This window comes from Candidatus Poriferisodalis sp., assembly GCF_965204125.1.
Classification (GTDB): domain Bacteria; phylum Actinomycetota; class Acidimicrobiia; order Acidimicrobiales; family Poriferisodalaceae; genus Poriferisodalis.
Genome location: NZ_OZ241968.1, coordinates 3,211,572 through 3,225,629, shown reverse-complemented (window position 1 = coordinate 3,225,629; position 14,058 = coordinate 3,211,572). Strand labels below are relative to the sequence as shown.

General features: G+C 66.6%; 13 protein-coding genes. 7 read left to right on the top strand and 6 right to left on the bottom strand.

The window, feature by feature from the left end; all coding sequences use genetic code 11:
- Positions 1 to 8: 8 nt before the first annotated feature.
- From ACOGXD_RS14825 to ACOGXD_RS14805, 5 genes are read right to left on the bottom strand one after another with little or no spacing between them, the layout of a single operon-like run.
- Positions 9 to 1,079: a DUF917 domain-containing protein gene (locus ACOGXD_RS14825; RefSeq protein ID WP_419915790.1), complete on the bottom strand. Its 1,071-nt coding sequence runs from the start codon at positions 1,077 to 1,079 to the stop codon at positions 9 to 11.
- Positions 1,080 to 1,124: 45 nt separating this feature from the next.
- On the bottom strand, positions 1,125 to 2,123 hold the full coding sequence (locus ACOGXD_RS14820) for a phosphotransferase enzyme family protein (protein WP_419915789.1): 999 nt from the start codon (positions 2,121 to 2,123) through the stop codon (positions 1,125 to 1,127).
- The gene (locus ACOGXD_RS14815; protein ID WP_419915788.1) at positions 2,116 to 3,408 is read right to left on the bottom strand and encodes an aspartate aminotransferase family protein; all 1,293 of its coding nucleotides are present in this window, start codon (positions 3,406 to 3,408) and stop codon (positions 2,116 to 2,118) included. Before ACOGXD_RS14815 ends, ACOGXD_RS14820 begins: the two co-directional genes overlap by 8 nt.
- Before the next feature lie 53 nt (positions 3,409 to 3,461).
- Positions 3,462 to 4,334, bottom strand: a complete 873-nt coding sequence (locus ACOGXD_RS14810; RefSeq protein WP_419915787.1) for a phytanoyl-CoA dioxygenase family protein — start codon at positions 4,332 to 4,334, stop codon at positions 3,462 to 3,464.
- A gap of 25 nt (positions 4,335 to 4,359) precedes the next feature.
- Positions 4,360 to 4,827, bottom strand: a complete 468-nt coding sequence (locus ACOGXD_RS14805) for a hypothetical protein (protein WP_419915786.1) — start codon at positions 4,825 to 4,827, stop codon at positions 4,360 to 4,362.
- Positions 4,828 to 5,065: 238 nt separating this feature from the next.
- Here ACOGXD_RS14805 and ACOGXD_RS14800 point away from each other — a divergent pair, with 238 nt between their 5' ends.
- The 3 genes from ACOGXD_RS14800 to ACOGXD_RS14790 all read left to right on the top strand — a co-directional run bounded on the left by ACOGXD_RS14800 (position 5,066) and on the right by ACOGXD_RS14790 (position 7,495).
- The gene (locus ACOGXD_RS14800; RefSeq protein WP_419915785.1) at positions 5,066 to 6,037 is read left to right on the top strand and encodes a DUF7065 domain-containing protein; all 972 of its coding nucleotides are present in this window, start codon (positions 5,066 to 5,068) and stop codon (positions 6,035 to 6,037) included.
- A complete protein-coding gene (locus tag ACOGXD_RS14795) occupies positions 6,034 to 6,465 on the top strand; it encodes a hypothetical protein (RefSeq protein ID WP_419915784.1) in 432 nt (143 codons plus the stop codon). Before ACOGXD_RS14800 ends, ACOGXD_RS14795 begins: the two co-directional genes overlap by 4 nt.
- Before the next feature lie 82 nt (positions 6,466 to 6,547).
- Positions 6,548 to 7,495, top strand: coding sequence for a phosphotransferase family protein (locus tag ACOGXD_RS14790; RefSeq protein ID WP_419915783.1), 948 nt, complete (start codon positions 6,548 to 6,550; stop codon positions 7,493 to 7,495).
- Between the two features lie 13 nt (positions 7,496 to 7,508).
- On the opposite strand, the gene ACOGXD_RS14785 is transcribed toward ACOGXD_RS14790, so the two are convergent.
- Positions 7,509 to 8,504 (bottom strand): LLM class flavin-dependent oxidoreductase, encoded by a 996-nt coding sequence (locus ACOGXD_RS14785; RefSeq protein WP_419915782.1) that lies wholly within the window; start codon positions 8,502 to 8,504, stop codon positions 7,509 to 7,511.
- A gap of 84 nt (positions 8,505 to 8,588) precedes the next feature.
- Between ACOGXD_RS14785 and ACOGXD_RS14780 the strand changes: the two genes are divergently transcribed.
- The 4 genes from ACOGXD_RS14780 (at position 8,589) to ACOGXD_RS14765 (ending at position 14,021) form a co-directional block, all read left to right on the top strand.
- The gene (locus ACOGXD_RS14780; protein ID WP_419915781.1) at positions 8,589 to 10,172 is read left to right on the top strand and encodes a pyridoxal-phosphate dependent enzyme; all 1,584 of its coding nucleotides are present in this window, start codon (positions 8,589 to 8,591) and stop codon (positions 10,170 to 10,172) included.
- Between the two features lie 218 nt (positions 10,173 to 10,390).
- Positions 10,391 to 11,677, top strand: coding sequence for an ATP-binding protein (locus ACOGXD_RS14775; RefSeq protein WP_419915780.1), 1,287 nt, complete (start codon positions 10,391 to 10,393; stop codon positions 11,675 to 11,677).
- 134 nt (positions 11,678 to 11,811) lie between these two features.
- A complete protein-coding gene (locus tag ACOGXD_RS14770) occupies positions 11,812 to 13,098 on the top strand; it encodes a Zn-dependent hydrolase (protein WP_419915779.1) in 1,287 nt (428 codons plus the stop codon).
- A complete protein-coding gene (locus ACOGXD_RS14765) occupies positions 13,095 to 14,021 on the top strand; it encodes an N-carbamoyl-D-amino-acid hydrolase (RefSeq protein ID WP_419915778.1) in 927 nt (308 codons plus the stop codon). The genes ACOGXD_RS14770 and ACOGXD_RS14765 overlap by 4 nt, the downstream gene beginning before the upstream one ends.
- The last annotated feature ends 37 nt before the right edge of the window (positions 14,022 to 14,058 follow it).

Here is a 14,058-nt window from a genome sequence, read left to right as displayed (position 1 = left end):
ATCAGCAGTCAGACCGCAGGTACGTACTCGGCGTCGATGCCGAACGCGTGCGGGCCTACGACCGCCAGTGCTTCGGGGGTGCGCAGTAGCTCCGGCGCGGGTAGCACCAGCACGTCGGCACGCACGCCGAATCGCAGCAGTTCGGTGGTGATCGGCTCGCCGGTGTCGGTGGTGACCAGCGTGATGAGGTCGGGCACCATCACCTGGGGCACGTCGTCTTCGTAGATGGCGAGGTTCTCGTTCTGGAAGTCGATGCGGATGGTGCGCCCGGCATCGTCGCCGATGCCGGCCACGGTCATCTGGCCGCGCGCAAACCCGGCCGCGTTGCGCCGGTGCACGTCGGTCACCTTGCCGCGCAGGTACCGCATCCCGCCTGCGACACCCAGGATCGCTTCAGAGGGATCGTCCTTGACATCGCGCGCACGGTGTACGGCATGGCCGATTTCGCTGGCGAGCCGCAGCGTCTGGGAAATGATCGAGCGGCGGCAGTAGGCACCGTCCATCACCGCGGACGCCAGCCCAGTGTGCGCGCCCATCTCGACCGTCGCAGCCCGGGCGATGCGCTCGAGCCATTTTGCGTCGAGGACGTCAGAGATGATCACCTGGTTGCCTCGCTCATCGGCAATGGCAGCGGGATAGGGGCTGCCGCCGTAGATGAGGTAGGTGATCATCTGCAGTTCAGGGAAGGCCCGGCCCATGCCGTCGCCGTTCACGATGGGGATGTCCATCGCGGCGGCGACCACCATCGGCACCATCGAGTTGCTGCCGCCCATCTCGAACGGTGCGATCGCGTCGAACTTCCGGCCCAGATGGCCTTCGAGCGCTCGGGCTGCCACGGTCTCCTCGTCGCCGCCGGCCAGCTTCTCGTGGCTCACCATCGGCGAACCCATGCCGCCGACGGCCACCAGCAGGTCGTCATCGGCGATCTCGTCGGGCTCGATGACCCGCACCCGGCCGCCGTTGCGCATCACCTGCAGCACCCGCAGCCGCCCGAGATACGGGTTCCCACCGCCGCCGGTGCCCAGCACCGCAGCCCCCAGGGCGATCGGTGCGAGATCGGGCTCAGTGATCTCCCACACGGCACCCCTCCTGCCCCCGGCCCACCAGCACAGCAACCGCCGACGCTAGCCCCCGTCGAGCAGACGCCGGCAGCCGCCCAGCACTCCGCCCAGCAGCTGCTCGAATTGACCGTCGGGCCATTCCACCTCTGGCCGCTGGGCCTTCCAGCCGATGATGGCCATGCCTCGAATCAGCTCAAACAACGGCACCAAGGCCAGATCGTCGTCGCTGATGGCCCGCACATCTCGGTAGCCGTTCAAGAACTCCGTCGCAGCCGTCTCGAAGTCGGGGGCGGCCCGCGAATGGAACATTGCCACGGCGATGTCGTACTGGTGCCAGCCGAACCCGGCGTCATCGAAGTCGATGACCGAGAGTTGACCGTCTGACAACAGCAGGTTCGCTAGGTGTAGGTCGGCGTGGATCATGCTGAACGTCCGCTCAGGCTCGCCGTACCGGTCCAGTGTTGTCCGGCAGGCATCACGAGCGGCCATCAGAAGGTCGCGCTCGCCGGCAGTCAGCCTGGGGTGTTCCCAGAACGGCCCCCAGAAGGGGGCATCGCCGAGCAGGCCATCGCGGTCCAAGCGGTGACGGCTGAACGACGAGGGGGGCGTCCAGGCTGTCGCCTGGTTGTGCATAGCTGCCATCAGTCCACCGAGTTGGCCGAACGACTCCGATATCTCCGAGAGTGCTTCGTTCGTGCCTCCGGGCTGGGTCAGCAGCACGCCCACGATCTCTCCGTCAACCCACAGATTGAGTCCGGCGTTGCGGACCTCGCTGGGTCCGGTTTCCACGGGCACGAAGTAGCGACCGTCGGGGGCGCAGACCGGCGTGGGCACGTAGATGCCCGAGTCGCGCAGCGCTGCCAGCCAGACACGCTCGGAGTCGAGCTCAGCTGCTGTGTGGTAGCCGGGCCGGTGCAATCGCAGCACATAGGTCTGTCGGGAACCGGCTTCGACAGCCCGGAAGGTGATGTTCTCGCTGACTCCGACTAACTCGAGGTGGCTCGCTTCCACGCCGAACGCTTCGAGCGCTTGATGTGCCGCGCTGAGCCAGCGGCTATCCATCGATGTCGTCGATGACTGCGTCGAAGGCTGACAGGAACTCCTCTGCGTGGGACTGCTGCAGCACCAGCGGCGGGCGAAGCTTCAGCACGTTGGCGAATGCGCCGGCATTCGAAGCGAGGACGCCACGCTCTTTCAGCCGGTCGGTGAACTCGACTGCTCGGGACCGGTCTGGCACAAGGTTGCCGCCGCGCTCCACCATCTCCACACCGACGAACAGCCCATGGCCGCGGACATCGGCAATCCATTCGTGTCGCTCGGCCCGTTCGGTCAGCGCAGCCTTCAAACCGAAGCCAAGCTCTGCGACGCTGGCAGCCAGCCCCCGATCTTCGATTTCGTCGATGACGGCGTGACCGACTGCGGCTTGGAGCGGGCTCGCGCCGTAGGTGTTGAAGTAGCGGGTGGCGCCCCGGAAGCGCTCTACCAGCTGCCGGCTGGCAACGGTCGCCGCCAGCGGCAGCCCGTTGCCCATGGGTTTGCCCATGACCGCAATGTCGGGCTCGAAGCCGGTGACCTCATATCCCCACCAGCGACCCGTGCGGCAGTAGCCGGCTTGCACTTCGTCGGCGATCACGAGGCCTCCGGCCTCGCGTACCAACTGTGCGGCCTGCGCCATGAAGTTGCCGGGGATGTCCGGCAGGCCCTCGTTGGCCTGGATCGAGCACAGGATGATGGCTGCCACGCCCGCACCGGAGGACTTCAGCCGCCCGATGGCGGCGGCCAGCTCGTCGAGGTAGGCGTCGGCCAGTGCCGCGCCAACGAGCCCGTCCCGGATCGGTCGCAATTGCTGCGGAAACGGGAAGGTCGCCACCTCGGGATGCTCCTCGGGCTGCGACGCCGCCAGCCGCAGCGCGATGACTGTCTCGGTATTGCCGTGGTACGTGGCGTCGGTGGCGATGACCCCCCGGCGCCCGGTCGCGATGCGGGCCATGTTCATGGCCACTTCGACGGCCTCGGTGCCTGTGCAGCTGATGACTGCGCTCTCGATGCCGTCGTGATGCAGCGCCACCAGGCGCTCGGCGAAGCTCACGATGCCCTCGTGCAGGTACCGGCTGTGTACGTTCAGCGTGGCCTGCTGGGCGGCCATCGCCTCGGCCACCCGAGTGTTGCCGTGGCCCACGCAGGGCACGTTGTTGTACATGTCGATGTAACGGCGGCCGTCGGCGTCGAAGAGCTCGACGCCGTCGCCCCGCACGATGTGCAGGGGCTCGGTATAGAACAGCTGCGCGCCGGCGCCGAGCGCCTGTTCCCGGCGCTCAAGCAGCTTGCTGGCAGCCGGCACGCTCATCGAAACGGTGATGCGTGTCGATGCGGTCGTTGGCTGAGCCGGTGCAGGGCGACTCAGTTTCCGACGATCAATGCGGAGTTGTCGTGCTTCGAGGTCGGCTTGCGGCCGAGCACTATCTCCGGAGTGAGCAGGTCAACCGGTCCGGGCATGCCGTCGGGGTCGGAGTAGTAGCCGAGCGCATAGTTGCCCATCGAGTAGCCCATCAGATCTGCCAGATCGGGATCGAGGTCTTTGGCGATGCTCGGCGGGCACGAGAGGAACTGGTTCTCCTCGGTGCGCAGCCAGCCGAGCGTGTAGGTGATGTTGATGCCGGTACGTTCGGCATCGCTGCGGTTCTCACCGCCGCCGTGGATCACCGAGCCCGAGTACAGCAGCACCGATCCGGCCCCCATGGCGGCCTGAGTCTTCTCATCGTCGTCGGCCCTGCGCTCGGGATCCCATCCGGGGCTGCCCGGAACGATGCGAGTGCCGCCGTTGGCGGGTGTGAAGTCGCTGAGCGCCCACATGGTGTTGAACTGCGGATCAATCTCCCTGGGGACGTAGCCGCCCCATGCGTCCCGGTCGCGGTGCAGCGGCTGGGTGCCCTGGCCGGGCTTGATGTTGATGACCTGGGTCAGGTGCAGCTGGATCTTGTTGGTGTAGGGGCCGAGGAACCGGTTGGCCATGTCGATGACCTTCGGGTGCATCACCAACTCACGGCATGCGGGCGAGCGTGCGACCAGCGCCCCGGTGCGGGTCGTGTTGTGACCGGAGAAGTTGTCGAGCCCGCCTGGGGTTCGGTCGATCCACGGCCGCAGCTCGGCCTCGAGCCGGTTCAGCATGTCGACATCGATGGCGTCCTCGATGATCGCGCCGCCGTCGATTCGCACGACCTCGACGATTTCCTCGTCCGGCGTGTCCAGGTTGAAACGCGCAAGCTCAGCCATGCCGCAACAGTACGCGTTGCTGCCATCACGTACCGGCCCGGCGTCGCGCTCGCATCGCGGAGGGCAGGGTGGCCGGGGAGTTGGCAGTGCGGGCCGGTTTGGGGCGCCATGCGGTGTCGGTTGCTCTTCGATCGTGAGATCGCTGTCGCTCTGAGGCACAGGCACGGCGTTCTGGCATCGCTCTCGCCCCGATCATGTGAGAGACCGCCACGAGGCCGTGGTGAAAGAAGCGGTCATTTGCATCGCTCCACACGCCGTATGCGTCGAGTTCGGCGCGCATCTGCGCCATCTCTGCGTTGACCCTTCGCTCATAGTCGTCCATGCGCTGTTCGAGGCGCTGCAGCTTGGCCTCAGTGTCGGTGGCCAGGCGGCGTAGGCGCTGCACGCTCCGGAAGTGGCACAGGGCGGACAGCGTCACGAAGATCGCCGACCATGCGACGAAGATCGGCGTCGGGATGCCTGCCGCGAGCAGCGACGTGTAGGCCGCCGTCACGATCGGGCCCCGACCGTGCTGAGTACGAGAGGTTCATGTACGTGTGGAGTCATGCTGGCACTCCAGCAGATTGAATCTGTGAAATCAATTGAATTTATGGAAATTGACTGTAACAACACAAACAAGGATCCAGTGGCACCGTGAAGGTGGGGTTCCGTGTCCGAGCGCGGTGCCGGCCATGCGAGCGCTCGCCTGTGCCCCCGATCACGCTCCGGCCGGTCGTTCTACGCTGCGGGCCGTGAGCCAGGCATCCGGCAGCATTCCGGTCTTCACCGCTGAGGACGACGGTTTTCACGCCGATCTGCGAGGCGACGATTGGTGGTTCACCGAGACAGCCTGGTTCTCGTTCCATCACCGGGAACGGCGGCTCGGAGGCTGGCTCTACACGCTGGCTCGCCACAACATCGGCACAGTCTCGGGCGGGGCCTGGGTGTGGGACGGCACCGCACACCTGCCCTGGGAGGTGCCCTACAGCTCCAATCTCACGGCACTGCGCCTGCCGCCCGAACTCGATCTGCGGGATTCGACCCTGCCCAACGGCGTCAGCATCAAGGCCGAGACGCCGACGATGGCGTACCGGCTCGGTTACGACGACCCTGGACGATTCAGCGCCGATCTGCGTTTCGAGGCCGTGCTGGCGCCGCGGCCGTTGACGGCGGGAGGCTCGACATTCGGCCACTCGGCGCACTTCGACCAGATCGGACGGGTCACCGGCTGGATCCAGCTCAACGGCGAGGACATCGACATTGACTGCTGGTCGATGCGCGATCGCACGTGGGGTCGACGACCCGAGGACCGTCCCCGCCAAGCGGCCTACGTCACCGGCGCTGGAGACGACGGTTCGGGGTTCCTGGCGGTCACCAACACCCGAGACGGGGTCGACCGTGTCGCGTATGGGTTCGTACAGCGCGGCGATGCGCAGGCGAGCCTCGTCGACGGTGAGCGCACGGTCCGCCGGAGCCCCGATGGCTGGATTTCGGAGATTCGCATCGATGCTGTCGATGCCGCCGGCGAGCGCTTCGTGGCGACCGGCAGCCCGATCAGCCGGATCATCATCAACCGTCACAGCTTCATCGACATCAACAGCCTGATCCGCTGGGAGGTCGACGGGGTGGGTGAGTGGTGGGGCGAGGATCAGGACATGTGGCCCACCCATCGCTTCGCCGCCGCCAAGCGCAGCGGGGATTGGTCGCTCGGCGGCGGCAGATGAGCTTTGAGAGCCATGTGCTGCTGGAGCGGCTTGCCGGCCAGATGCGTCGCGAGATCGCGCCGGCTGTTGACGACGAGTATCAGCGCACACAAACCCACATGGCCGGTGTGATCCTGGAGCGGCTTGCTCGCGAGGCGGCGGTGGGAGAGCGGCACCGGGCCGCCGAGGCTGCCGATGTGACGCGGTTGGCGGCGGAATTGAACGACATCTTGGATGTCGCCCCGACGTCGACGACGGACGCCGTCCCGCAAGAAGTTCGCGGCGCCGTCGCACGGTTGCAGTCGGACCGATCGGTGATGTCGTTGAGCCCGCTGTTGGAGGCGCTCTATCGATGGGGTCCTGATGGGCCAGTGGCCGCATCCGCGCTCGACGCGATCCGCCAAGTGCTGCGCTGCGACATCGACCGGCGCATGGAGGTCGCCCGGTGAGTGCGGCGGGTGACGCTGACGTCGGCCTGGCGGGTGTTCTCAGCGACGGCTGGACGCCGCTGGACCTGTTGACATCAGCGGCATGGAGCGCATCGCAGTCGGCTGGTCACACGAGACCTGGCTGTTCGATGCTGTGTGGTCCGACGGCGCCGATGAGCAGCGCCAGGCGTTGTGCCTGAGACGCGATCCGGGCAATGCGCTGCTGCGGCACGAATCGGATCTCGGCGAGCAGTTCCGGGTGCTGAAGTGTCTCGAAGAGACGGATGTGCCCGCCCCGCGTGCGTTCTGGTACGAGCCTGACCCTGCGGTCCTCGGCGCCCCCGCCATCGTGATGGAACGGGTGCCCGGCGAATGCCCGAGTCCATGGCGCAGCGCCGGCCGCGAGTACTACGCCGCGGCGGCCGAGCGGGGGGTGCTGCCGGCCAGCTTCACCGATGCGCTCGCTGCCGTGCACAACGTCGACTGGCGGGCGGCGGGTCTCGACTTTCTGGGCGTGCCGTCGGGGGGCAGCGACTTCGCGTTGCGCGAGATCACCAAGTGGGAGGCACTCATCGATGAGTCAGGCCATCCGGGCCACCCGATCCTCGCTGACCTGATCGGCTGGCTGCGCCACCACGCGCCCGCCACCGAACAGCTCACGCTCGTGCACGGTGCGTATCGCACCGGGAATGTGCTGATCCATGAAGACCGCGTGTCGGCGGTGCTCGACTGGGAGCTGCAAGTCATCGGCGATCCGATGTACGACGTGGCTTACGTGCTCACCGAGCTCAACCGTGAGGGCACCGAGCTGCTCTCGAACGTGGTGCCCCGGGAACTGTTCTTCGAGCGCTACCAGCAGGCCACCGGCATCGAGATCGACCCCGAGCGCTGCGCGTACTACCAGCTGCTCTATGCCATGCGCTCGGCAGCATTCTGGATGAGCGCCGCAGGGCTGTATGCCGACGGTTGCAGCAGCGACCTGCGGCTGGCCCGCACACACTGGTCGGTCACCGTGGCACTCGAACGCGCCGCAACCGAGCTCGGCTACTAGTCGGGCCCGGAACTCAGGCGGCGAACGCGTCGATCATGGCGTGCACGTCGCCTAGCGGGTACAGGATCGGGCAGGTGGCGCCGGTGGCGAGGTAGCCATCGACGGCTTCGCGGGCCTCGGCGGGCGTGCCTGATGCCGTGAGCATCTGGACGATGTCGTCGGGCACCAGACGTGATGCGGCCTCGACCTGCTCAGCGGTCGCCGGCCAGGTGAGCACCTTGCCGACCTCTTCGAGCAGGGATTCGGGCACGCCGGAGGCCTTCATGATGTGCGGCTGCTGACCCAGGTACTGGGTGACCATGTTGCGGGCCATGTCGAGCGCCGTGCCCCGGTCCTCATGCACCGAGCACACCACGAGCTGGGGTCGGTCCAAGTCGTCGACGCTTCGCCCAGCAGCGGAGGCACCACGCTCGAGAGCGTCCATGGCCCGGCTGTTGTAGTCGGGCGAGACCAGGTAGTTGAGCACGACGCCGTCGGCGATCTCGCCGGTCAGCTCCATCATCTTCATGCCCGTGGCACCGATGTAGATCGGCACGTCCTTCGGTCGCCGTTCCTGGTACACGTAGTCGAGTTCGACGTCGTCGAGGTGGACGTGGTCGCCGTGAAACGTCACATTCTCGTTGGCGAGCAATGCCCGCACCACTGTGGTGACCTCGCGCATCGCGCCCAGCGGCCGGGCACGGCTGATGCCGACCTTGGCCGCCAGCGGATTCCACCAGGCTCCCAACCCGCAGATGATGCGACCCGGTGCCAGGTCGTCGAGCGTGGAGAACATCGACGCCAGGCGAGCCGGGTTGCGGGACCAGATATCGATGACGCCTGCGCCCACCTTGATGAGCGAGGTGGTCGCAGCGAACGCCGCCATCGGCACGCTGGCCTCGCGCACCAGCCGCGAATCGGCCTGCCAGACGGCCTCGAAGCCGCGTTCCTCCGCGTACTGGGTGAAGCCCATTGCCTCGGTGATGGTGTGCGCATCCTGCAGGTACAGCGCATTTCGTGCTCTTGTCATGGGTTCACGTCCTCCCGTGCACTCTGTCGGCGTCGCCCCCGCGCGCATCAGGGTGCCGCTCGCGGAACATAGCCTCGGTTCGGTATGGCCAACCACACGTCGTCATCACAGGCATCCGGGCCGAATGGAGCGCCCGCTGCAGCCTTCCCCGCCAGTTACAGCGCCCAGCTCGCCACAGAGGTCACCGATCCTGGTGGCCGGGCGCATGTGGTGGAGCGATTCCGGACCCAAGGCATCCGGCTGCCGACCTTCGCCGAGCTGGCCGATCCGACGCTCATCGACCCCGACGTGGACACTGCGCTCGCCGACGTCGACCACGATTTCGCCGATCCCCTCAATCTGTTCCGGGTGCACTGGTACAACGACGGCGTCGGCGGGCGCACCGATGTGCCCGAGCACGTCGTGCTGCCGAGCGAGCTGACCGGCACGCCGGCGAAGGTCGTGGTGCTCTTCGGAAACCGCTTCCCGATGATCGGCGCGCACAAGGTGCTGGCCGCGTATTCCTGCCTCGCCCCAAGGGTGGTCTCGGGCCAATTCGACCCCACCCGCCACCGGGCGGTGTGGCCGTCCACGGGCAACTACGCCCGCGGCGGCGTGGCGATCAGCCGGATCATGGCGTGCCGCGGGGTGGCCGTGCTGCCCGAGAACATGAGCCGCGAGCGTTTCGAGTGGCTGGAGCGCTGGATCGCCGACCCTGCCGACGTGATCCGCACCCCCGGCTCGGAGAGCAACGTCAAGGAGATCTACGACGCTTGCGCAGAGCTGGAACAGGACCCCGGCAATTTCATCCTGAACCAGTTCAGCGAGTTCTCGAACCACATCGGGCACTACGAAGTGACCGGCGCTGCGCTGCTGGCGGTGTTCGAGCACCTGCAGCAGGGCGCACCCGCAGGCAGCGAGCTGAATCTGGCTGCGTTCGTGGCTGCCAGCGGTTCGGCGGGCACGCTCGGCGCCGGCGACCGGCTCAAGGACGCCCACGGCGCCCAGATCGTGGCTGTCGAGGCGCTGGAGTGCCCGACCATGCTCTACAACGGCTATGGCGAGCACAACATCCAGGGCATCGGCGACAAGCACATCCCGCTCATCCACAACGTCATGAACACCGATGTGATCGTCGGTGTCAGCGACCATGCGACCGACGGTCTCGGGCTGGTGTTCAACACCGAAGCAGGCCGTGACGCGCTGCGCGAGCACCTGGGCGCGGCGTCGTGGGTGCTCGACGACCTCGGGCACTTCGGCTACTCGTCGATCTGCAACTCGCTCGCCGCCGCCCGTGCCGCCAACGAACTGGGTCTCGGGCCCGACGACGTGGTCATGACCGTGGCAACCGACGGCTTCGAGATGTATTTCTCCGAGCGCGAACGCCACCTCGCAGAACGCCACGGAGACAGCTTCGACGCTGGGACTGCACGCAGCATCATCGACCGCCATCTCGCCCCGGATGCACGCAGCGACGATGCCCCTCACATCGAGGTGCTGTCGGACCGGGGCCGCGACCGCATTTTCAACCTCGGCTACTACACCTGGGTCGAGCAGCAAGGAATCCCGCTGGACGACTTCGAGGCACGCCGCGACCAAGCCTTCTGGGACTCGCTCAGAGGACTGCCACAGCTCTGGGACGACATGATCAACGACCTCAACGACGAAGTAGCCGCCACCTTCGTGTAGGCCGCCGAGCAATATGGCATTGCCGAGGCACGAGTGGGCCGGCGTCGAGCATGATGATCCGGAGCGCATAGAGGCGTGAATTGGTAGTCCAAATAGGCGAGTATTAGTAGCGTTCATGGACAAGTATCGGTAGTGTTTGTGGTCAAGAATTAGTAGTGTTCTTAGCCGAGTATCGGTAGCACTCTTGTCGAGAGCCGGTCGTAGCTCGGGGGATGGCAATGGCTGACTGGAACGAATCCGACTACCGGCGGCGCGTGGTGGACGACGAACTCGACTTCCTGCTCGGTGCATTGCCGGCGGTCAGCTTGGAAGGCCCCCGGGCAGTGGGCAAGACATGGACCGCCCAGCGTCGAGCGCGCACGGTCTACAACTTGGACGACCCTGCGACGCTCGCCCTGATCCAAGCGAACCCTGACCGTCTGACCCAGGGCGAAGAGCCGATCTTCATAGACGAATGGCAGCGCTACCCACCGGCTTGGGATCTCGTTCGGCGGGCGGTGGATACTCGATCGACGCCGGGGCGTTTCTTGCTCGCCGGCTCCACCGCACCGGCCACCCCGCCCACGCACTCTGGGGCTGGCCGCATCGTGACATTGCGCATGAGACCGCTCAGCATCTACGAGCGGCAGATCGAGGTGCCGTCAGTGAGCCTGCAAGAGCTGCTCGATGGCGGCCGTCCCCCCCTCAGCGGGCACACCGACGTGGCATTGGAGCGGTACGCCGACGAGGTGTGCACCGGGGGCTTCCCCGGCTGGCGCTCAGCAGACCCGAAGGTTCAGCGGGCAGTGTTCGGCGGCTACCTCGACCGAGCTGTCGATCACGATGTCGCGCTGATGGGCCACCGAGCAAGACAGCCCAGCGTCGTTCGTCGCTGGCTCACCGCATACGCCGCGGCGACGTCCACCACCGCAACCTACGAGACCATCCGGGACGCGGCGACGAGCGGCCAGGGAGACAAGCCGGCCAAGAGCACAACGATTGCGTATCGCGACCTGCTGGAAGCCATGTGGCTGGTGACCCCGGTGCAGGCGTGGTGGTCGGCAGGAAATCCTCTCAGTCGCCTCAAGCGCGGACCCAAGCACCACCTGGCCGACCCTGCGTTGGCTGCTCGCCTGCTGGACGTGACCGCGGGCGATCTTCTGAGTGCTGCTCCCGCCACGGTCGGGGCATTCCATCCCGGCCCCCTGCTCGGTGCGCTGTTCGAGTCGCTGGTCACGTTGAGCATCGAGGTGTACGGGCAAGCTGCCGGGGCCCGGGTGAGTCACCTGCGAACGTGGAACGACACCCGGGAAGTCGACCTGATTGTGCAGGGGCATCAGCGGATGCTGGCCATGGAGATCAAACTGGTATCCACTCCGACCCGTCGCGATACCCGGCACCTGCGCTGGATCGCAGAACAGATGGACCCAGAGGTTGTCGACACCGTCATCGTCACCACGGGTCAGCACGCCTACCGCGATCAAGACGGAATCGCGGTCGTGCCCGCCGCCCTGCTCGGTCCTTAGCAGGGCGCTGGTGGTGCAGAGGCTCCCATCGGTGCCGCCCGGCGAGTGGAGCAGTGGGCGCCGAGCGAGGCACCTGCGTCTGTGGCCTGAGGGGCGGCTGCGGCTCGGGCGGGCGGCGGTGAGAGAATGAGGCAATGAGTGGATCGGCTGGGGGAGCGCCGCGGATTGACGGCGAGCGTCTGATGAACCGGCTGGACGAGCTCGCGCAGATCGGCGCAATCGAGGGCACGACTGGCAACTGCCGCCTGGCACTCACCGACGAGGACCGTGCCGGTCGTGACCTCGTGGGCACGTGGATGGCAGATCTGGGGCTCGATGTCACGGTCGACGGGCTGGGCAATGTCGTGGCCTGCACGGAGCCGGGACGCATTGCCGACTCGGTGATGATGGGCAGCCACATCGACACCGTTGCCACCGGCGGCCGCTACGACGGGAATCTTGGCGTGCTGGCCGGGCTGGAGGTCATCGAGTCGGTACTGGCGAGGGGCCAGATGCCGGCTCGCCCCCTGTCGGTGGCCTACTTCACCGACGAGGAAGGCAGCCGGTTCGCGCCCGACATGCTCGGCAGCCTCGCCTACGTCGGCGGTATGGCACTCGAGGAAGCCCTGGAGATCACCGACCGCGACGGCATCGCCGTGGGCGACGAGCTGGACCGCATCGGCTACCGCGGCTCGGCACCGGTACCCGGCACGGTGCCCTTTGCCTACATGGAGCTGCACATCGAGCAGGGCCCGGTGCTCGAATTCCACGAAACGCAGATCGGCGTGGTGGAAGGCGTGCAGGGCATCTCGTGGACCGAAGTCACGCTCGGCGGCCAGTCGAACCACGCCGGCACCACGCCGATGCCGCTGCGGCGCGATGCCGGGCTCGCTGCGTGCCGTATCGCCGGCGAGGTGCGCGATCTGGCCCACAACATCGGCGACTCGCAGGTCGGCACCGTCGGCTCCATCTCGCTGGTGCCCAACCTGGTGAATGTCATTGCAGGCTCGGCGGTGATGACAGTGGATCTGCGCAACACCTCCGAGGCGATGCTGCAGCATGCGGAGTCCCGCCTCGACGAGATCGTTAACCGCATCGCCGACGGGGAGCACCTCGATGCCTCTATGCGGCGCACTGCACGCTTCGAGCCGGTGGAGTTCCATCCAGCGGTCATCGATCTTGTCGAGCGCTGCGCTGCCGAAGCGGGCCTAACGCACCGTCGCATGCCGTCTGGCGCAGGCCACGACGCGCAGATGCTGGCTCGTGTCTGCCCGACCGCAATGATCTTCGTGCCCAGCTTCGACGGGGTCAGCCACAACCCCGCCGAGTACACGTCGCCCGAGGACATCGAGGCAGGCGCGAATCTGCTGGCTGACGTCGTCTGGCGACTGGCCAGCGGCGACATCGACGGCGAGCTGACCGCCAACGGAGCGCCAGCGTGAGGCTCATCAACGTGGGAGCCGCACAGCTCGGGCCCATCGCCCGCTACGAGACCCGCGCCAAGGTCGTAGAGCGGCTGATCGCCTTGCTGCATCAAGCGGCAGATCGGAGCTGCGACGTCGTGGTGTTCCCGGAGCTCGCGCTCACCACGTTCTTCCCGCGCTGGTATTTTCCCGACGACTCGCCCGAGTTGCTGGCGTACTTCGAGACGGAGATGCCCTCGGCGGAAACCCAGCCGCTGTTCGACGAGGCCAAGCGGCTCGGCATCGGCTTCCACCTGGGCTATGCAGAGCTGACGCCTGACGGCCGCCGTTTCAACACGGCGATCCTGGTGGACCGAGACGGCAGCCTCGTGGCCAAGTACCGCAAGGTGCACATTCCCGGGCACGAAGAGCACGAGCCGCAACGCCCCTTCCAGCACCTCGAGCGCCGCTACTTCGAGGAGTCGTCCGAGGGCTTCAGCGTGTGGCGAGCCTTCGGCGGCGTCATGGGCATCGCGCTGTGCAATGACCGTCGCTGGCCCGAGACCTACCGGGTGATGGGCCTCCAAGGCGTGGAGATGATCTTCATCGGCTACAACACGCCGCTGTTCTACGCTCCCGACCCAACTCAGGATCCCCTTCAGGCCTTTCACAACCACCTCGTCATGCAGGCTGGCGCTTACCAGAACGGCACCTGGGTGGTCGGTGTCGCCAAGGGCGGAACCGAGGAGGGCGTGGAATCGCTAGCGCACTCGGCGGTGATCGCCCCCTCAGGCCAGATCGTGGCGCAGGCCGTCACCGACGGCGACGAGCTCATCACCGCCCAGTGCGACCTCGACTGGTGCTCGCACTACAAGAACACCTTGTTCAACTTCGACCGCTACCGCCGGCCCGAGACCTACCAGCTGATCGGCCAGCAGAAGGGCGTCATCCCCCCGCCCTGAATCAGACGATATGGACGGCTGAGCGGCAAAGAAATTG